This window comes from Paenibacillus sp. FSL R5-0519 (genome assembly GCF_037974275.1).
GTDB lineage: Bacteria > Bacillota > Bacilli > Paenibacillales > Paenibacillaceae > Paenibacillus.
This window is the reverse complement of record NZ_CP150234.1, coordinates 3,543,938-3,563,435: the sequence shown is the minus strand read 5'-3', so window position 1 is coordinate 3,563,435 and position 19,498 is coordinate 3,543,938. Positions and strand designations below refer to the sequence as shown.

Here is a 19,498-nt window from a genome sequence, read left to right as displayed (position 1 = left end):
CACAACGAAAATAAACAGGGAGGTACTTAAGGTGAAAGAAAAAGAGAGCACGCTCGATCGTGCCGTAAGATTTACCCGGAATCTGGAGTGGTTGGAGCAAGTCGAAAAGGTAATTCCGAGCGGATGCAGCACTTTAGCCAAAGCACCTGAACGTTTATTTCCGGGGTATACACCCGTATGTTGTGCAGAGGCCTACAAATCCCGATTTACAGATATCGACGGTAATGAATGGCTGGATTGCGAAATGGCCATGGGTACGGCGTCTTGGGGCCATGCGAGGCATGAAGTCCAACTAACCGTCATTCACCAGCTGAAAAAAGGGACAAGCTTTTCGGTACCGGCCGACATCGAGCTTGAATGCGCCGAGTTAATTTTGGAGCGGTTCGAGGGTCGTTATCCGTCGCTGCGTTTCACCAAGAGTGGTGCGGATGCAGTGAGTGGGGCCGTACGACTTGCTCGTGCCGCAAGTGGCAAGAGCAAGGTTATTGCGACGGCTTATCATGGGTGGCATGATTGGTCCGCATACGGTTATTATGGTGGCCAGACGAAAGAACGGGGCATTCCAGTAGATATCGAGCGTTCGACAATCTGGGTTAACAAACCTTCTGCAGAACGAATTGAGGCCCAGATTACCTCATCTCCCGAGGATATCGCATGTATTGTTTTATGTCCCAACGAGTGGAAAAGGGACGCACTGGAGGAAGTCGTGAACCTATGTCGGTCTCTGGACATCATTATCATATTTGATGAGGTTACTTCCGGTATTCGAATGGGCAAACAGGCTACAGCAGGAGAATATGACATCTGGCCTGATCTGCTCTGTATTTCCAAAGGTATGGCCAACGGTTTACCGCTCGCAGCGGTTTTGGGGCCTGAGCACTTGATGTCTCTGTCGGGACAAGTCCGATTCAGCAATGCCCATTCCAGCGAAACAACAGCGCTCGCGGCAGCCATTGCCTGTGAACGATTAATGAAAAATGCGAAAGTTTGGCCGACCTGGCGTGATCCTGCAACCCGGATCATGGATCGTCTGGAATCTGAACTTGTGTTACTCGGATTAACGGATCAATTGGAATTAAAGGGGACGTATGCAAGCTTTTGCATTCAATCCTTGGCCGAGGATAACTTCCAAACGGACCCTTTCCGCGAGTTCATGGTGAAGAGAATGGCTCACTTCGGCATCTTCACCAAAGGTTACTTTATTTTCTCGGATGCCCATACACGGGAAGAATTGCTGTGGGTTGAGGAAGCACTGTTACAGACCTTGTCAGACTGGAAAGAGATTCAGAAGCAGGAACATCTCCATTCGATGCAATTATCGAAAACGTTTGAAGTCTAATCCATAAATTAGAAATTACAATCAACTAGGAGGAATATTCAATGAAAGCACTCGTATATCAGGATCTCAAACAGGTGACTTATCAGGAGATTGAGGAGCCAACCATTCAAAAGCCAAACCAGGTGAAAATCAAAATCTATGGTTCAGGTATCTGTGGTACAGATCTGAATATTGTCAAAGGCAAAGTACCTGCCAATAAAGGCACGATTATCGGTCATGAGGGTGTGGGCACCGTTGTTGAGGTGGGTGAAGAAGTTCGCGGTTTCAAGATTGGCGATCGGGTATTGGTTGATCCCACGCAATCTTGCGGAACCTGCTCCTATTGCCGTGAAGGTCTGTTCATCTACTGCGAGAATTTTGATGACTATCAGGTTGGGATGACGACACATGGAACCTTTGCTGAATATTTTGTTGGGGACGAAAAGTATATCTATGCCATCCCGGATTCCATGAGTTGGGAAACGGCCATGATGATCGAACCACTGGGCTGTGTGCTTCAGACGTTCATGAAAGCAGGGACTAAGCCAAGCGACGCTGTGCTGGTCCTCGGTTCGGGTGCAATCGGTTCCCTGTGTCAGCTTGTGAGTAAACGATTGGCAAGGCTTACTGTAGGCACGGAAGTTGATCCATATCGCAAAGAGTTCGCTTCAGGGATCGCAGATCATGTGTTCTATCCTCAGGATCTGACACTGGATAAAGTATATGAGATCAATAATAACAAGAAGTTTGATATTGTGGTGGACGCGGTTGGTAACCAGCTTCATGTGGGATTTGAGATGATTGCCAAAGGTGGAAAGATTATTCCGATGGGATATGACGACAGCTATGAGGTGACTTTCAAATCAACAGCCGTGATTAATGATGGCATCAGTATCATCGGTGCAGTTGCTAACCACTCGATGATCAGCACGGCACTGAAATTTGCCCAAAGTATCCCGGAGCTGGAACAAATGGTGACAGCAAAAGAACTGCTGAGTGATTATGAACGGGCCTTTAATGGAACGATTGGTTATGACATGCATACTGGAGAGAAATTGCCGATGAATTCAGTCAAAACAGCTCTTATCCTATAAGAAGTACTATAGGCATGTAGACATTAGCGGGTTTGCCGCTGCGAGAAGTTGGGATTCGCAGCGGTGAAAACCGCAGAAGGAAGGGATATCGATTGAAATTGCTTCAAGATTTGCCGAAGAATCCACGCTACTCCATTTTACTCGAACCGGTATGGGCCATTCCGGGCACGATTGTTCTCTTTTACGCTCCTTTATATATGAAGGAAGCCGGACTTTCGGATATCGAAATCGGTTTAATCAATTCGGTGAATCTTTATTTTGCTTTTATCTTTCAATTGTTTGCGGGTTCTATTACCAATAAGCTGGGGCGTAAACGAACAACGCTGATCTTCGACCTGCTTGCCTGGAGTGTTCCCATGTTCATCTGGGCTTTCTCCCAGAACTTCTGGCTGTTTCTGATCGCCTACTTGCTGAACGCAACATCGAAGTTTGTAACGGTTGCCTTTAACTGTCTGATCATAGAGGATGTTGAGGAACACAAACGATCCAAGGTATTTGCTATTCTCAACATGATTATTACAGGAGCCGGGGTACTTACGCCAATTGCAGGAGTTGTTATAGCTGAATTCGGGATTGTACCTACACTGGCCAGCATTTATTTTGTCGGGGGCATCCTCATGACGGCCATGTTCTTCATTCGTAATCGATACACGGATGAGACCGAGGTTGGCAAGGAACTTATGGGATTGCATAGTAAAACCCGCGTGCTTCAGAGTTTGGGAACCAGTCTGCGCCTGTTCGGCAAATCGTTCTATAAACGAAGACTGTTCCCGATCATTCTGATTACGGTGTTGTCGAATCTGATTTTGCAGCTGAATTTTTTTCAGGTCATTTTCTTCAAGGAACAGTTGAAATTCGATGACCGTGTCATTTCGTTTATCCCAGTGGTGACTGCGGTCACTGTCATGCTGCTCTATCTGGTCATTATTCCGCGACTGAAACGGCGTTCGGAAGAGAAGTATGTTGGTTTTTCCATTGTGCTTAGTACGGCGGGGGCCATTCTCTTTCTGTTGATTCCGGTGGGGAATATAGGCATGTTGTTTCTCACGCTAATCGTGCTCGCTGCGGGCAACTTCATTTTGCAGACGTATCGAGATTCCCTGCTGATGAACCGATTGGGTACGCACGAGAAAGCCGACATGTTCTCGGCTGTGCAGACGGTTATGACGTTAACAGCTATTCCATCGGGTTACCTGACGGGCTTGCTCTACCATCACAATCCAACGCTGTTGTTCAGTGTCATTCTTGGTCTATACATCGTACTCATGATCATCATGTTCTTCCTGCCTGATCCACAAAAGCACTCCCAAGTGCTGAAACCTTACAAAAATATGTAGAAGAAGGGGTTATATGTATATGAATCGAATATGTAGTACAGAAAAAACTAAAAATTAACTTCACTTGGGAGGATACGGAATGACGAACATAATGACAACAGAAGCGAGGAATCAGTGGAGCTGGATGAACGAGCCCGAGAGCTGGTCCTACACGGATCAGGGAGGTGTGGTGGTAGAAGCGAAAGCGGATACCGACTTTTTCCAGGACCCTGCGGGCAAGCATATTCGTGCAACTGCACCCTTCCTGTCCATGCCTGTACCTAGCGACTTCGAAATCACAACCCAGTTAACCGTAGATATGAAAAATCAATACGATTCCGGATGCCTGATGGTCATGGCGGATGATCTCAATTGGTGTAAAATTTGTTTTGAGTATGATGGAAAAGCACCTACCATCGTGTCGGTGGTCACACGTGATGGTTCATCCGATGATTGTAATTCGGTTGAAGTCTCTGTATCTAATCCCTATCTGCGTATACGCAAAGTAGAGGACTGCATATCATTCTTTTATTCTCCTGATGGGGAAGAGTGGAAACTAATTCGATATTTCGGCATGCCGACACAAGGGGAACTTCGAGCTGGATTAGTTGCACAATCGCCGACTGGAACGGGCTGTACATGTCACTTTTTGTCTGTCAATGTTACTCGTCCGGACTTGACTGCACGCTTCTAATCCGCTCCCCCGGCCGATCATTGGAGGGAGAACAGGTTCATGGTAAAAGCTTTCATATTTGATTTTGATGGACTCATTGTGGATACAGAGACGCCGTGGTATTATGCGTTTCGCGATATCTATGAAGAGCACGGTGTTGAACTTGGTCTGGACCTATGGTCGAAAAATGTGGGAACATCCTTTGAGGAATTTCATCCTTTTTTGTATCTGGAGCAGGCGCTTCAAAGAAAAATTGATCATGAGCATATCAAACTGCTCTCAGAACAGAAATACGAAGCTTATTTGGGACAGGCGGCTATTCTTCCAGGGGTGACTGAATTGCTTCAGTCTGCGAGGGAAAAGGGGATTCAGCTTGCTGTTGCTTCCAGCTCCACACGGGACTGGGTTCTTGGTTACTTGAAGAAATTAGGCATTTTTGATTATTTCAAAGTCGTTCATACATCAGAAGATGTGAAGCGAGTCAAACCTGATCCTGAACTGTACCTTCTTGCTCTCCAGAGTCTGGGAATAAAGGCTTCGGAAGCGATTGTATTCGAAGACTCTCCTAACGGACTGAAGGCAGCCAACGCCGCAGGTATTCGTTGCATCATCGTGCCTAACGAGGTAACGCGTAGTCTGGAATTCGCCATGCATGAACTGCGGTTATCCTCGCTGGCCGAGATGGATATGGAGGCCCTTTAACCCTGATACTGCTTGCGCAGCTCGATGGGGGAGATCCCTTCGTATTTTTTGAACACCGATCCAAAGTAACTGGCACTGTTAAATCCAACGGCATGCGCTATTTCATGAGCCGTAGTTGCATCATTTTCAATAAGCATTTCCTTGGCTTTCAACAACCGATATCGCATCAAATACTCCAATGGAGTCATTTGGAATTCTTTTTTAAATATCCGATTCAGGTGTTGTTCGGTCACGTCCATATGCTCAGCCAACATGGGGAGAGAGAGATCCTGATGATAATTTTGTTTGATAAAAGTAATGAGTTCATCCAACCGTAATCGGGCATTGGAACGTTCGTAAGCACTATAGCGTTCACCTTCAATGGTTAATCTGACCAAAAGCATGTACAGTAATGCGGATACGTGCCAGATCTGATCCTTGTGCCGGGACTGCAGCGCCAACGTAATTTCATGCAACAGGATATGAAGCATTCCATCCGGCTTGAAGGCGCGCAGCTCCCCGATCTGCAAGGTATGCAAGAATCGTGGTAATAAATAGCCATTGAAAGACAGACAATCAAATCGTAATGAATCACTCAGATTGTGGTAACGATAGGTTACCTCCGGAAACAAAATGAGAGCTGTCCCTTTTTTGATCGAAAATTCATGATTCTTAGCTGCGATTCGCCCTGTTCCTCCGATGCACTGTACAATGCTGTAATCCCGTGAATGGTCGCTCCAATTCATCAATTCATCAACGGTCAACTGGTTTTGCCCTGTAATCATGAGCGGCATATCGGTATCCAGTGGATTCCCCATGCTAGGTTTCGGCATCGTTGTGTTATTCCTCTTTTCGTTAAAGGATCATGTGCGTAAGTGGCGTGGTTACAGAGTTAAAAGAAACCTAGAATGAATTATATTACATAAATGGAATAATTTTAATTAAATGGAGAGCGATAATAAAACGTTTTCAAAAAAACGATGCAACTGTTTTATCTGGATGGACTAGCATGAACCGCAGTCAGATCAGTCTCCATTTATGCACCTGAAAGTACGCTTGCCTTGCCAACAGAATGCGAAACAGTATACGCTATAACAGATGAGTGATTAAGGAAAGGGATGCAAACATGAAGAAAGTCATCGTAGTTGGATCGGGTATTCTGGGGGCATCAACAGCCTATCAATTAGCCAAACGGGGCGCAGAAGTAATCATCATAGATCGAAAAGATATAGGACAGGCAACCGATGCAGCTGCAGGTATCATCTGTCCATGGCTGTCACAGCGACGCAACCAGGACTGGTATCTGCTCGCCAAAGCTGGTGCGCGATTCTATCCTGGTATCATAGCGGAGCTTGAGGAAGAAGGAGAAACGGAAACCGGATATGCTCAAGTGGGCGCGCTCAGCATTCATACGGATCAGGATAAAATCAACAAAATGGAAGAACGGGCACAGCTTCGAAAAGCAGATGCACCGGAGATTGGTGAGATTACACCTCTTGATGCCAAAGGAACCCATGATCGTTTCCCATTGCTGGATGAACGTTATCAATCGGTACATATCAGCGGTGCTGCACGTATAGATGGACGGGCACTGCGGGATGCCTTAATCCGGTCTGCACAGCGTAATGGAGCGAAAGTGGTCCATGGAGACGCCACGCTTCAATTCAAAGCAGATCGGGTCATTGGTGTTAGTGTTAATGATCAAAGCTTTCTCGCAGATGAAGTCGTTGTATGTGCAGGTGCATGGGCCAATACACTGCTGAAGCCTCTCGGCATACACTTTAAAGTACACTATCAGAAAGCACAAATTATGCATTTACATGTCACGGAGGAGGCGGATACAGGCCGCTGGCCTGTGATTATGCCCCCGTCAGATCAATATCTACTGGCCTTTGATCAACAGAAGATTGTGATTGGGGCCACTCATGAAAATGATGTGGAAGGTTATGATACAAGAGTAACCGCAGGAGGTATGCAGGAGGTTTTGAATAAAGGCCTGGAACTGGCACCGGGTCTTGCAAACAGCGCATTCCAGGAAGTGCGTGTTGGATTCCGTCCGTTCACACCCGGATTTCTGCCCGTATTGGGAGTTGTGCCGGGGTGGCAGGGGCTGATTACCGCGAATGGCCTGGGTGCTTCTGGCTTGACCATGGGTCCTTTTATCGGGAGTCAATTAGCGAAACTAGCTCTCGGCATGGAACTGGATATTGATATTGAACCGTATGCGGTTGGCAAAGCAATGGATGAAATGGAAAGAGGTGAGTTATGACCTATTCACAACGTTTATCCGATGGAGCGAACTCGTCCGACATCATATATCTGGAGCATCAGATCGGTACGACAAAAGAAGAACTGCGAATCGCTATGGAGAAACAAGAAACATACAAACGCGAATTGGCGGAATTGAAGTCATCACCAAACGGTAAAACATCCAAAGACGGTTCGGACGTACAAGTTTTGATGGAGAAGGCAAGCGATGCGCAGAATCGGATTAGAACCCTATCAGAGCAGCTGGAACAGCTAGAGGAATCATTGGCGAAGCTTGGCGATTGATCAGTTCATTTTACTCGGATTGAACCGGTGGGAGAGGAACTACTTCATCCGGGATAACAACCTAACAAAGCGGCAGATCAGACGTAAACGTCTTGATCTGCCGCTTTGTTATGCAAGTAATTATGAGGCTGGATACCTTAATTAGAATTCATGGAAACTTGTTGTCTGACAACCTGTTTGACTTCTTCCTCTTTGGCTTGTTTGGTACGTTTGATAAAGAAGGAAAGAACCAATCCTACAACCGCGATACCCACGATAACAACATAGGCGTCATTAATCCCCTGAATCATGGACGCTGTAGCCAACTGTTGTTGACTGAGGCCATTGGCTGCACCCGTTGCCATCATATCCTGTATGTGTGCCGTTGTACGGGAGGTCATGACACTCACGAGCAATGAAGTACCTACAGCGCCAGCAACTTGTCTGACGGTGTTGGTGATGGCGGTACCATGTGCACCAAGTCTTGGAGGCAGTTGATTAAGCCCCGCAGTCTGAATCGGCATCATGAGCAAAGCCATACCAATACGACGGCCGGTCGACATTAATACCAGGTAACCATAACTGGTTGAATCCGTTAAGTCGATGAAACCAATGGTGGTCACAATGGTGATAACCATCCCGATAACAGCGAGCCATTTTGCTCCAAATCGATCAAACAGTTTTCCGGCTACAGGCATCAGGAAGCCCATAACAAGGGCACCCGGAAGGAGTAATAATCCGGACTCCAGTGCAGTGTAACCACGTGCATTCTGGAGGTACAAGGGAAGCAACATCATGTCAGCATACATGATCATGGTAATTGCGATACTAATGACCGTGGTCAGGGAGAACATGTTGTACTTGAAAGCCCGCAAATCGAGCAATGGATCTTCCGAAACGAGCTGACGCCAAGTGAACAGCGCAAGTGCAACAAGACCAGCAGCAATACAGATAAGTACTTCTGCGCTTGACCAACCCAGACTTCCTGCTCTGCTGAATCCATACAGCAATGCGCCGAATCCGATGGTGGACAACACCACGCTGATCGTATCGAACTTGGTGTTGACCCGTTCGGATACATTCTTCAGGTATACAAAGGCAAAGGCAATGACAATAAGTGTTAATGGAATCATGCCGTAGAACATCGTTTGCCAAGAGTAGTTCTCCAGAATATAACCGGCAAGGGTGGGCCCGATGGCAGGAGCGAAAATGATCGCAAAACCAACCATACCCATAGCTGAACCTCGTTTCTCAGGGGCAAATAAGGTCAAAATAACGTGCATCAAGAGTGGCATGATAATCCCAGCACCCGCTGCCTGAATCATGCGTCCTGTCAGCAATGTGCCGAAGTTGGTTGCAAGAGCGGATACGATGGTACCGATCAGGAAAATAAACATGGAAGCTTGGAATAACTGCTTGGTTGAAAAGCGTTGCATGAAGTAGGCCGTAATGGGGATTAGCACCCCGTTCACCAGCATGTAACCAGTCGTTAACCATTGTGCTGTTGCGGCGGTGATGTTAAAATCACCCATCAGCTCCGGTGTAGCGACACTCATGATCGTTTGATTCAACGTTGCAAGGAAGGCTCCCAAAATCATGATAAACAGAATAGGGCCCTTCTTAATGGATAATTCATCTTGCACTCTAACCTGACTCAATCCTTTTCATCCTTTCAAACCACGCGTGACTAAATTTACAACGTGTTGTATAGTTTACATTGTATTTATTGAATTATATACATATTCGGACAGATTACAATTTACGTTATGAGGTGTTTTCGTCGTTTATTTTACAAATGTTATAATATTGTTGTGTAAATCGATAATAAACGACTGATTGTTTAAAATTGTAATGTTCAACATTTGAAGGAGGGATACACGTGAAAGACGAGAAGAAATCAACCGTGGACCCAAGAATATTGCGAACACGTCAGTTGATTCGAGGTGCGTTTGTGGAGTTGCTGCAGGAAATGGATATTGAGAAATTGTCAGTGAACAAAATTGCCGAACGAGCGACGATTAATCGGGTAACCTTCTACCTGCACTATCGCGATATTACGGATATGATGGAGAAGATGGCCGACGAAATGATTGAGAATATTGAACGGATCGTGGATGAATATGCCCCGCATTTTGAGAAGCAAAGAACGGAGGAGGCTTGGCCAGTTCTCGTCAAGTTACTGGAGCATTTTGCAGAGAATGCCTCGTTCTATCAGGTGGTACTTGCAACGAAGCGCACACCCATTTTCACTGAACGACTCCTGAAACTGTTAAGTACCTTGGTCAAAGCTAAGATAGATCGTGCCGAAATGGAGGACGTTCTGGAGGATTCCGGGATTCATAAGGAAATCGCCATCTGGTATGGTTCATCCGCCCTGATCGGCACCATTGTGGCTTGGTTACGTAATGATATGCCTTATTCACCGCATTTTCTGGCGAAACAATTCTCGTTAATTCGCTCCTACTCCTATAATGACCTGATATAATTAGACTGCAATACGCAGGCGTTAAACCGGGTCCAATGAATAGCAAAGGTCAGCTCTTTGCACCTATACATAATAGAGGAGGTCTAATGTAATGAAATATAGTTCAGAACGTATCTATGTACGATTTTGGAAGGTGGAAGACGCCTCATTGCTTCTGGATTTACAGGTTCGAAATCGTGAGGCAATTGAGAGAACTTCAGGAAGTAATCGGGATGACTCTTACTACAACTTGGAAAAGCAAAGGGCTCTTATCGAGAGCTGGGATAAGAAGAGAGAAGAAGGAATTCGCTATTCCTTCGGTATTTTTCTACATACAACGGATGAACTTGTGGGCGAGATATCTTTGTTCAAGATCATAATGGATTCCAGCCCCAAATGGCTTGTCGGTTATGTAACGGATGTGCTGCATCAAGGTAAAGGTTATATGAGCGAAGCCCTGCAATGTGTGCTGGAGTTTGCGAAACATGAGACTGAAATTACTCGCATCGAAGCTGGCGCGGTACCTGATAATACAGGTTCCATCCGTGTACTTCAAAAGGCAGGATTCACAGCATGTGGGTCACAGCCTGTCCCAATTCAGGGAACATTGAAAGAACATACGATGTTTGCTGTGGATATACAATGAGCAGGATTACTACTATTTAGTATAAGTTGAATGGTACATTTAAACGTAACGGAGAGGACAGGAAAACCTATGGCTACAATACTCGTGGCAGACGACGATGCAAACATTCGTGAACTCGTCTGTCTCTTTCTCAAAAACGATGGGTTCACGACGGTGGAAGCTGCGGACGGTAAGGAAGCTCTTACCGTGTATGGCGAAACTCCAGTGGATCTGGTTGTGCTTGATATTATGATGCCTGTTATGGACGGCTGGGCATTATGCAAGGAACTCCGCAGAGCCAATCCGGATCTCCCGTTACTCATGCTGACGGCGAGAGGAGAGACTTGGGAGAAGGTGAAAGGATTCGAATTGGGTACGGATGATTATTTGACGAAACCGTTTGATCCATTGGAGCTTACCGCACGTGTCCGAGCATTGTTGAAACGATACAAAATTGGCTCCACACATACAATCCAGTTTGGCAACGTTATTCTGGACCGTCAGACGTATAAGGTGGTGAGAGGCACGGAGTCGCTTACGTTACCGCTTAAAGAGTTCGAATTGCTGTATAAGCTTGCCGGAACACCAGGCCAGGTCTATACACGTGAGCAGTTGATCGATCAGATATGGGGTATTGATTACGCCGGAGATGATCGAACGATAGACGTACATATTAAGCGCCTGCGTGAACGATTCGCGACGACACCTGATTTTCGGATTGAAACGGTGCGTGGGCTAGGATACAGACTTGAGGTCCATGAATGATCAGATCATTATACATTCGTGTGGTGCTCACCTTTCTGATCTCTGTCATCGCTGGTACAGTTATTTCTTTTTTTATGTCAACCTGGATATTTGAAGATAAATTGAACGAAAATGCCCGAATTAACATACGCAACTTTGGCCAAGACGTAGTGCAGATATATAAGACGATGCCTCTGGATGAAGCAGAATTATTCGTTAGCAATATGAAACAGCTTGATTCATATCATATTCGAATTTATGATGCAACGGGCAAGCTCCAGACTTATGGGAAGCTTAATGGACATAAATCAGCTGCTGTATCGAAAGAGCAACTCAAAAAAGTGTTAAATGGAGGGGTTGTTCAAGACACACCCAAGGGGATCGCTACCGTTCTTTTGGGGTTACCGATCAAGACGGAAATGGGCACAAAAGCGATGTTTTTGGAAACACTCGCACCGCCCTCCGCCTCTTTTGTAGTCCAGTTTGGCTTAATCTTTGCAAGCTGTTCGTTGATTGCAGGAAGTCTACTGATTCTGATTGCTTCTGTATACCTGGTTAGACCAATCAAAAAATTGACCAAAGCAACCAAACGGATTGCAGCTGGAGATTTCAATGTCAAGCTAAACATCACGCAAAAGACTGAAATAGGTACGTTGGCTCGCAGTTTTGAAGAGATGATGCACGATCTGCAGCAGTTGGAGCAGATGCGCAGGGAATTCGTTACGAATGTTTCGCACGAGGTTCAGTCTCCGCTCACCTCGATATCCGGTTACGCTTCGGCACTGAAGCAGGTAAACCTCTCAGAACAAGAGCGGAACCGTTATCTGGATATTATTATTGCTGAAGCCAAGCGAATGTCCAAAATGAGCGACAGCCTGCTCAAGCTGAGTTTGCTTGAATCGCAGTCACAGCAACTTCGGCTCAATACCTTAAGTCTGGATGAACAGATTCGAAGGGTTATCGTTGCACTCCAGCCGCAATGGTCTGCGCGCAATATTCATTTCGAGCTTGATCTGGAGAACGTAAAGGTGACGGCTGATCACGATCAGTTAAATCAGGTATGGACGAACATCATCGGCAACAGCATCAAGTTTTCCAAGGATGGCGGTATGATTAAAGTTAGTATCGAAGAGGACAGCAAAAATGTGACTATCCGAGTGTCCGACATGGGCATCGGTATTCCCCTTGAAGACCAGAAGCGCATATTCGAGCGCTTTTTCAAGGCAGATCGTTCCCACAGTCGTAAATATGAGGGGAGCGGTATGGGACTTGCTATTGTTAAACAGATCGTGTCCCTTCATCAGGGTGACATTCGAGTGGAAAGTGAACCTGGTCAAGGCACGGCCTTTATCATCACGTTGCCAATCCATCCACCAACGGATAGTTAGGCTTGCAGGATAGGTGAATGAATTAGAATATCCATCGCAGTATTTAAACCGAATTTTTATGCCATGTGTAACATGCAAGCTTCCTTGTATGTTACACATGGCATTTTTTTTGCTTATTCATATTCCGTTCATATTAAAGTCATAGAGAGTACATCTTTGTTAGTTAGGCTTGCAGTAGCGGCCTGTTAGGCCAATATACAGATGAGGATAGGAGCAGATGAATGTGAATCAACAATTAGACAAAGAAGTACAGAGTAAAAGCAAAATAAAGAAAGTGTTAAGCATCTTGTTAAAAGTGCTTGCAGCAATCATTTTAGTAATTTTACTTTTTGTAGCTACCGTATATACGGTTAACAAAATCAGTAGTTATTCAGAGCAAAAAAGAATGGAGCCGTATGGTCAACATGTTTCCGTGGATGGGAAAAATATGAATGTGTTCATTCAAGGTGAAGGCGAGGAAACGATTGTGCTTTTGCCGGGTTTTGGAACAGGTTCACCTGCACTAGATTTTAAGCCACTTATCTCGGAGTTAACCCCATATTATAGAGTCGTCGTGGTGGAACCTTTTGGTTATGGATTAAGTGATCAGACCGAAAAGGAACGCAGTACAGCAAATATCGTCAGTGAAATCCACGAAGCGTTACAGAGTTTACATATTGACCGTTATATCTTGATGGGTCATTCCATATCGGGGATCTATAGTCTGGATTATGTGAACAAATATGCTGATGAAGTGAGTGCATACGTTGGGCTTGACACCAGTGTTCCAGCGATTAGTGAACAGAAGGTTGAAGCATCAGAAATCGTACCGATTAAATGGTACCGTAACTTGGGTTTCCCACGTTTGCAATTGAAAATGAGTGATGATCCATATGCTGGGCTTCCGTATGATGAACAAACCAAAGAACAATTGAACATTTTGATACAAAAGAACATGTTTAATTCAACTCAGTTAAACGAAATTGTAAGCATGTATTCCAATTTTAAAGCAGCTGAACAGTTAACGTTCCCAGTTGATCTCCCGGTTCTTTTCTTTGTTCAAAAGAATCATCCGGCAGTGGACAATTGGGTTCCCGAACACGAGAAGTTAATAGAGAACTCTGCGCGTGGTGAAATGGTGCTGCTGGAAGCAAATCATTATCTATACCGTTCCCATGCCAAAGAAATCGCTGAGAAATTCAGGGGTTTTATGGGAGGGATTCAATAACTCCATGATTTACAAGTGCCTGTGCCGGTAACGTCAACAATATTTTCTTACTTGTTCATATTCAGTTCATATTGACGTCACGGAGAGTACATTTTGATTGGATAAGATTTCATTAGCAACAAAGAAGACAACCGAACAAACAGTTCAAGACAGGAGAAGATCAGAATGACACACCCCGAAGGAAAGAAAGCCAAGAAGGGAACGAGGGCCAAAAAAGTACGAAATATTATACTTAAAGTATTAGGAGCAATCTTAATCGCTATTATTTTGTTTCTAGGTATTGTTTATATCACAAATGTAATTAGCAGTAATTCTGAGGCGAAAAAGATTGAGTCTTACGGTCAGCATGTATCTGTAGACGGAAAAAATATGAATGTGCTCATTCAAGGTGAAGGCAAGGAAACGATTGTGCTTCTGCCCGGTTATGGAACAGCAACACCAGTGCTTGATTTCAAGTTGCTTATTGATCAATTATCACCATATTACAAAGTGGTTGCTGTTGAGCCATTCGGTTATGGATTAAGTGATGAAACTGAAAAAGAAAGAACGACAGAGAATATCGTAAGTGAAATTCATGAAGCTCTGCAGCAACTTGATATTCAGCAGTACATGCTCATGGGTCACTCCATTGCAGGCATTTATGGCATTGATTATGTGAACAAATATCCGGATGAGGTAACTGCTTTTGTCGGTATTGATAGCAGCGTCTCTACCCAACCAAGTATTACAGATGCGAAGTTCCCCTTAAAAACGTTTGCTTTTCTCCGAAATACAGGTCTCTTAAGATTAATGATGAAAGTGGGTGCAGATCCTTATGAGGGACTTGCATTCGATGAACAGACAGTTGAGCAGATGAAGATGATCTCGAATAAAAACATGTATAATCCGACGTCATTAAACGAGATGGATCATATTTATTCCAATTTTAAAGGTGCTCAAGGTTTAAGCTTCCCTAAAAATCTTCCACTTCTTCTCTTTGTACAAGCGAATAATGAAGGGGTAGAAGGATGGATCCCCTTGCATGAAGGACAGATCAAAGACTCGGTTCATGGGAAAGTAATTACAATGGATGGTTCCCATTATTTACATCATACGCAATTCAAAAAAATTGCTGAAGATGTTAGAGCTTTTATGGCTGAAGCGAAATAAATAGGGGTAAACGTACAACCTTTGAATAACAGATCTGTATGAACGAATCTATATGAACGAATATGAAAAACCGTCCTGTGTGGCGGTTTCTACAACATGGTCAATCCGGACGTTGCTGTGATGAGAGAGAGGAAATACAAATGAGATTATTTGAGATACTTTTAGTTCTATCCTGCTTCGCTTTACTCGCAGACTTACTGTTTATGAAAAGAAGTGCCAAGAAAATAGGCTTGGGTATGGGTATAGGAAGTGGCGTTATATTAGTACTTCAATTGTTGGTTGAGGGATACCGATGGCAGTTGCTTGTGGTATATATCATGACAGCTCTATTCATAATCATTGTTTTACTCCGACATTCCGACAAGATGGTGAATCTGAAAATAGGGAAGCTGTTGAAATATAGTTTATCTTCCTTAATCGTCATTCTGCTTGTTGCTTCTACCCTTTTCTCCGTATACTTACCTGTCTTTGATTTGCCGAAACCAGAGGGTCCTGAGAAAGTGGGGACTCAAACCTTTCATTTTACAGATCAGAACAGAGACGAGATCTTGACAGAAGATCAAACCGATCAGAGGGAGTTAATGGTCCAACTCTGGTATCCGACTGAGAATATCAATAACAACAAGCGTGACACGCTGTTTCCTAATGATAAAGAAATGTTCAAAAAATATATTCAGAGCTTCTCTGCTTCTTTAAAACTGCCCGAATTTGTGCTCGACTACTGGAAGTATAGTCGGACCAACTCTTATGAAAATGTAGAAATAATACCTTCTGCAACTCCTTATCCCGTGGTACTGCTATCTCATGGTATGGGAACCAGTAGAGTTCTACAAGCATCACAGGCGGAGAATCTGGCCAGTCATGGGTTTATCGTAGTGACGATCGATCATACGTACAGCACCTTTGCTACCCTTTTTCCGGATGGCAGTGTAACGGGATACACAACTAAGATGACTACCATAGATGACCGCAAGGAAATTGGAGATATATGGACCAAAGACGTGGAGTTTGTAATTAATGAAATCGAAAAGCTGAATTCTGGTGCAATTGAAAGTCAATTCAAAGGGAAAATGGATTTAGATAACGTCGGCACGATGGGGCATTCTTTTGGGGGTGCAACGGCGTTTAATGTAACGTATTTGGATCATAGAATCAAGGCCGGGGTTAATATGGACGGGTCACTGAATGAAGTGGAAAATAGAGATGATATCAACAAGCCGTTTATGTTCATCAGATCGGGAAGTTTCGAAGACTGGTTAGCCAATTTTGAGAATGATACAAATTCGGATGACGAAGTAACTAAATTTCTTTCAGATGAGCTGCACATTATGAAAAATGTTATCGAACATGGGGGAAATGTGATTTATATAGAAGGAACCCAACACTTCAATTTCACAGATCTTCAATTCTATTCGGAGCTGGTTAAACTGTCAGGGATTACAGGAGAGATCAATGGTAAAAGAGGTTCAAATATCGTCAATCAATATGTACTCGATTTCTTTAACAAGCAATTGAAAGGAACGGGTGGAAACCTGATTCAGGGGCCTAGCGACATCTACCCAGAGGTGAAATTTGTAGATCCGAAAGAACTCTAATTTGAACTCAGGAGATGATGGGAATGGGACGACAAACGGGAAAACGAACTTCAATCACCGCCTTAACGCTGGCGTTAATGATGTTAGCTCCAATGTCAGTCATGGCCGCACCAGCTACGAGTAACAACAGCCATCTAACGTATGAACCAACCAAGAAAATTGTAGCGGAGAAAGCGAAGATCCTTACTGGGACGTACGGTACGACCAGTGTGCAATATGCATTAATCGATGCTGGAGAGATTGTGGTGTCCGGTCAAACGGGCAAGAACGATCTAGCGGGTAAAGTACCGCTTACTTCAGATACAATCTACGGCATCGGCTCAACAAGTAAAATGTTTCTTACAGCTTCTGTTATGAAGCTTGTTGATGATGGAAAGATCGATTTGGATGTGCCAATTGTAAACTATTTACCTGATTTTAAGATGAAAGATAACCGATACAAGCAAATTACACCCCGGATGCTGTTGAATCATTCCTCGGGTCTGTTAGGCAGCACCGGAAGCAATGCCACATTATACGGGGATAACGATACGTATTCACATGACACGTTTCTGGAGCAATTGGCGAATCAACGCTTGAAGGCTGATCCTGGCGCATACTCGGTGTATAGTAACGACAGTTTTACATTGGCCGAGATTATGGTAGAACGTGTTAGCGGCATGGGCTTTACAGCTTTTATACACCACTATTTTACGGAACCTCTGGACATGAAACATACCAAAACACCACAGGATGTCTTTGACCCAGCAGCAATGGCGGGAATCTATTCTCCTTTGGTTGAAGGCCAGCTTCCTCAAGAGAATTACAATATCATTGCTACTGGAGGCATCTATTCCACTGCTGAGGATCTGGTGAAATTTTCACAAATCTTCACGGGAGAAGTCGATGGCATTTTATCCAGTAAGTCTGTAGAAGCCATGGCGCAAGAAGAATACAAAAGAGGCATGTGGCCCGAGGATAGCGACACGTCTATCTCTTACGGGCTAGGGTGGGATAGTGTGAACTTGTTCCCATTCAGTGAATATGGCATCAAGGCCGTGACGAAAGGTGGAGATACGATATCGTATCACTCCTCTCTAATCGTACTGCCGGGATACAATCTGGCTGCAGCCGTTAACTCATCAGGAGGAACGAGTGCCAGAGATCAGTTCATTGCAAGTGAATTATTACTCAGTGCACTTGAGGAGAAGGGCATTATTAAAGAACGGAAACCGGAAAAATCTTTTGGCGTGCCAGTGAAGGCAGATATGCCTAAAGAAATATCCACGTATGCGGGTATATACGGTTCTAATAATTCGGTTAAGAAGATCGAAATGAATGCTGGGAAAATGACTGTATCCGCGCTGACAGCTCCAAATAACCCGGCTCAAGAATACACATATACCGCGGATGGTACGTTTGTTAACCATAAAGGCACAGAAAAGCTGAAATTCGTTACGGAACAGAATGGAAGGACGTATCTGTGGTCTCGATCTTATATTTCATTGCCGGGACTGGGACAGTTGGCGTTCTCCGAATATACGGCGGAGAAGCTGGAAGCCAATGAATTATCCCAGGATATTACCGCCTCATGGAAGCAGCGTGAAGGTAAGAGATATTACGCAGTGAATCAGAAGTACACATCAACTGTATATCTGCATTCATCACCAATCCTTTCTTACCATATGAATGAAGAGACCCCAGGGTATATGACCAATAGTAAGATTATTGGAGCCAACGAAGCAGTCACGGATCTGCAAATTCCTGGTATGGCAGGACGGGACGCTAAGGAAATTTATTTCGCTGAAAAGAACGGAGTGGAGTACATTACAGCTCTAGGTAGTGTGTACGCCAGTGAGGAAACAGTACAATCCCTCTATTCGGGTAAACAATCTGTGACAACGATTCAAGCAGATGGTTATGCCAAATGGTTTTCGGTGCCAGCAACGGTGAATGGAAAAGTCATGACGGTTAAACTGCCTTCAAATGGTGCCTTTGCCGTATATGATCAAAAGGGTAATTGTATTAATCACACCGTGGTCAGCGGTAAGAATCAAGTTATTTTACCAGAGAACGGCCGCATTGTATTTGCAGGTGAGATGGGTTCAAAGTTTGAAATTTCATTGAAATAATAAATATTTATGTAGTACATGGATGATGATTTTCGAAGGAGCAAGAACAATGAAGAACAAAAAGCCGCAAAAATGCGGCTTTTTTTCTGTTAAGAATAAGATAAAACGGATATACACGTATATCTGCCATATGGAAAATTTAGGTTGACACCTCTTTTTATTGCGTATACAATCGTATGCATGAATATGTTGTATACAAACGTATACACATAATGGAGGTGGCATGATGAGAGATCGTCATATTGAAGAATCGGATGGAATTGTAAGTCAAGGTGAACGTCCGAAACGTGATGTGAGTGACAATGAGCAACGTGGAGAGCGTTCCAGACGTGGCAGAGGACATGGTGAACATCAGGGGAAACGGGGCCATGGTGCGCAAACATTCCGTCGCGGCCGGATTCTTGTATTTCTGGAGCAGATGCAGAATCGAAGAACAACACTCGCCAGACAACTTGGTCAGGAGGAGTATGAACATATTCGGCCGATGATCAGTGGGGAGTTGAAAGCCATTGATCAGGTCATCGACGAGTATATCCATCTTTTTGAACTGCAAAATGAAGATGTAAGTCCCAATAAGAATCTGGAGAGTGAGAGTGAATAA

General features: G+C 44.3%; 18 protein-coding genes. 16 read left to right on the top strand and 2 right to left on the bottom strand.

All coding sequences use genetic code 11. The features are described from left to right. Positions 1-31: 31 nt before the first annotated feature. From MKY73_RS16020 to MKY73_RS16000, 5 genes are all read left to right on the top strand, one after another. Entirely contained in the window at positions 32-1,339 is a 1,308-nt protein-coding gene (locus tag MKY73_RS16020) for an aminotransferase class III-fold pyridoxal phosphate-dependent enzyme (protein WP_339302582.1), read from the top strand. A 41-nt stretch (positions 1,340-1,380) separates the two neighbouring features. Further along, positions 1,381-2,412 carry an alcohol dehydrogenase catalytic domain-containing protein gene (locus tag MKY73_RS16015; RefSeq protein WP_339302580.1) on the top strand — a complete coding sequence of 344 codons (1,032 nt, stop codon included), beginning with the start codon at positions 1,381-1,383 and terminating at the stop codon, positions 2,410-2,412. Positions 2,413-2,504: 92 nt separating this feature from the next. After that, positions 2,505-3,749 (top strand): MFS transporter, encoded by a 1,245-nt coding sequence (locus MKY73_RS16010; RefSeq protein WP_339302579.1) that lies wholly within the window; start codon positions 2,505-2,507, stop codon positions 3,747-3,749. A 79-nt stretch (positions 3,750-3,828) separates the two neighbouring features. Beyond that, positions 3,829-4,422, top strand: a complete 594-nt coding sequence (locus MKY73_RS16005; protein ID WP_339242439.1) for a DUF1349 domain-containing protein — start codon at positions 3,829-3,831, stop codon at positions 4,420-4,422. 39 nt (positions 4,423-4,461) lie between these two features. After that, complete coding sequence (locus MKY73_RS16000) at positions 4,462-5,103, top strand: HAD family hydrolase (protein WP_339302578.1); 642 nt, start codon at positions 4,462-4,464, stop codon at positions 5,101-5,103. On the opposite strand, the gene MKY73_RS15995 is transcribed toward MKY73_RS16000, so the two are convergent. Continuing rightward, a complete protein-coding gene (locus tag MKY73_RS15995) occupies positions 5,100-5,915 on the bottom strand; it encodes an AraC family transcriptional regulator (protein WP_339302577.1) in 816 nt (271 codons plus the stop codon). The two genes, MKY73_RS16000 and MKY73_RS15995, sit on opposite strands and share 4 nt — an antisense overlap. Before the next feature lie 293 nt (positions 5,916-6,208). Between MKY73_RS15995 and MKY73_RS15990 the strand changes: the two genes are divergently transcribed. Next, entirely contained in the window at positions 6,209-7,351 is a 1,143-nt protein-coding gene (locus MKY73_RS15990) for an FAD-binding oxidoreductase (RefSeq protein WP_339302576.1), read from the top strand. Further along, entirely contained in the window at positions 7,348-7,635 is a 288-nt protein-coding gene (locus tag MKY73_RS15985; RefSeq protein WP_339302575.1) for a hypothetical protein, read from the top strand. Before MKY73_RS15990 ends, MKY73_RS15985 begins: the two co-directional genes overlap by 4 nt. Positions 7,636-7,772: 137 nt before the next feature. Here MKY73_RS15985 and MKY73_RS15980 read toward each other — a convergent pair whose 3' ends face one another. Next, positions 7,773-9,212: a DHA2 family efflux MFS transporter permease subunit gene (locus MKY73_RS15980; protein WP_339308624.1), complete on the bottom strand. Its 1,440-nt coding sequence runs from the start codon at positions 9,210-9,212 to the stop codon at positions 7,773-7,775. Between the two features lie 281 nt (positions 9,213-9,493). Between MKY73_RS15980 and MKY73_RS15975 the strand changes: the two genes are divergently transcribed. The 9 genes from MKY73_RS15975 (at position 9,494) to MKY73_RS15935 (ending at position 19,498) form a co-directional block, all read left to right on the top strand. Beyond that, positions 9,494-10,099 (top strand): TetR/AcrR family transcriptional regulator C-terminal domain-containing protein, encoded by a 606-nt coding sequence (locus MKY73_RS15975; RefSeq protein WP_339302574.1) that lies wholly within the window; start codon positions 9,494-9,496, stop codon positions 10,097-10,099. Between the two features lie 91 nt (positions 10,100-10,190). Next, on the top strand, positions 10,191-10,724 hold the full coding sequence (locus MKY73_RS15970; protein ID WP_339302573.1) for a GNAT family N-acetyltransferase: 534 nt from the start codon (positions 10,191-10,193) through the stop codon (positions 10,722-10,724). Between the two features lie 69 nt (positions 10,725-10,793). Beyond that, positions 10,794-11,468: a response regulator transcription factor gene (locus MKY73_RS15965; RefSeq protein WP_339302572.1), complete on the top strand. Its 675-nt coding sequence runs from the start codon at positions 10,794-10,796 to the stop codon at positions 11,466-11,468. Further along, positions 11,465-12,835, top strand: a complete 1,371-nt coding sequence (locus MKY73_RS15960; RefSeq protein ID WP_339302571.1) for a HAMP domain-containing sensor histidine kinase — start codon at positions 11,465-11,467, stop codon at positions 12,833-12,835. Before MKY73_RS15965 ends, MKY73_RS15960 begins: the two co-directional genes overlap by 4 nt. 217 nt (positions 12,836-13,052) lie before the next feature. Next, positions 13,053-14,042, top strand: coding sequence for an alpha/beta hydrolase (locus MKY73_RS15955; protein ID WP_339302569.1), 990 nt, complete (start codon positions 13,053-13,055; stop codon positions 14,040-14,042). A 165-nt stretch (positions 14,043-14,207) separates the two neighbouring features. After that, a complete protein-coding gene (locus MKY73_RS15950; protein ID WP_339302568.1) occupies positions 14,208-15,191 on the top strand; it encodes an alpha/beta hydrolase in 984 nt (327 codons plus the stop codon). A 140-nt stretch (positions 15,192-15,331) separates the two neighbouring features. Then, positions 15,332-16,786, top strand: coding sequence for an alpha/beta fold hydrolase (locus MKY73_RS15945; protein ID WP_339302567.1), 1,455 nt, complete (start codon positions 15,332-15,334; stop codon positions 16,784-16,786). A gap of 23 nt (positions 16,787-16,809) precedes the next feature. After that, a complete protein-coding gene (locus MKY73_RS15940; protein ID WP_339302566.1) occupies positions 16,810-18,897 on the top strand; it encodes a serine hydrolase domain-containing protein in 2,088 nt (695 codons plus the stop codon). A gap of 223 nt (positions 18,898-19,120) precedes the next feature. Continuing rightward, complete coding sequence (locus MKY73_RS15935) at positions 19,121-19,498, top strand: hypothetical protein (RefSeq protein ID WP_339302565.1); 378 nt, start codon at positions 19,121-19,123, stop codon at positions 19,496-19,498.

Bases quoted from the DNA above. Each gene is read 5' to 3' on its own strand.
- MKY73_RS15980 (WP_339308624.1), bottom strand. From the start codon at position 9,212: ATGATTTTGGGAGCCTTCCTTGCAACGTTGAATCAAACGATCATGAGT.
- MKY73_RS15960 (WP_339302571.1), top strand. From the start codon at position 11,465: ATGATCAGATCATTATACATTCGTGTGGTGCTCACCTTTCTGATCTCT.
- MKY73_RS15955 (WP_339302569.1), top strand. From the start codon at position 13,053: ATGAATGTGAATCAACAATTAGACAAAGAAGTACAGAGTAAAAGCAAA.
- MKY73_RS16005 (WP_339242439.1), top strand. From the start codon at position 3,829: ATGACGAACATAATGACAACAGAAGCGAGGAATCAGTGGAGCTGGATG.
- MKY73_RS15995 (WP_339302577.1), bottom strand. From the start codon at position 5,915: ATGCCGAAACCTAGCATGGGGAATCCACTGGATACCGATATGCCGCTC.
- MKY73_RS16015 (WP_339302580.1), top strand. From the start codon at position 1,381: ATGAAAGCACTCGTATATCAGGATCTCAAACAGGTGACTTATCAGGAG.
- MKY73_RS15945 (WP_339302567.1), top strand. From the start codon at position 15,332: ATGAGATTATTTGAGATACTTTTAGTTCTATCCTGCTTCGCTTTACTC.
- MKY73_RS16000 (WP_339302578.1), top strand. From the start codon at position 4,462: ATGGTAAAAGCTTTCATATTTGATTTTGATGGACTCATTGTGGATACA.
- MKY73_RS15935 (WP_339302565.1), top strand. From the start codon at position 19,121: ATGATGAGAGATCGTCATATTGAAGAATCGGATGGAATTGTAAGTCAA.
- MKY73_RS15990 (WP_339302576.1), top strand. From the start codon at position 6,209: ATGAAGAAAGTCATCGTAGTTGGATCGGGTATTCTGGGGGCATCAACA.
- MKY73_RS15940 (WP_339302566.1), top strand. From the start codon at position 16,810: ATGGGACGACAAACGGGAAAACGAACTTCAATCACCGCCTTAACGCTG.
- MKY73_RS15970 (WP_339302573.1), top strand. From the start codon at position 10,191: ATGAAATATAGTTCAGAACGTATCTATGTACGATTTTGGAAGGTGGAA.
- MKY73_RS15950 (WP_339302568.1), top strand. From the start codon at position 14,208: ATGACACACCCCGAAGGAAAGAAAGCCAAGAAGGGAACGAGGGCCAAA.
- MKY73_RS15985 (WP_339302575.1), top strand. From the start codon at position 7,348: ATGACCTATTCACAACGTTTATCCGATGGAGCGAACTCGTCCGACATC.
- MKY73_RS15965 (WP_339302572.1), top strand. From the start codon at position 10,794: ATGGCTACAATACTCGTGGCAGACGACGATGCAAACATTCGTGAACTC.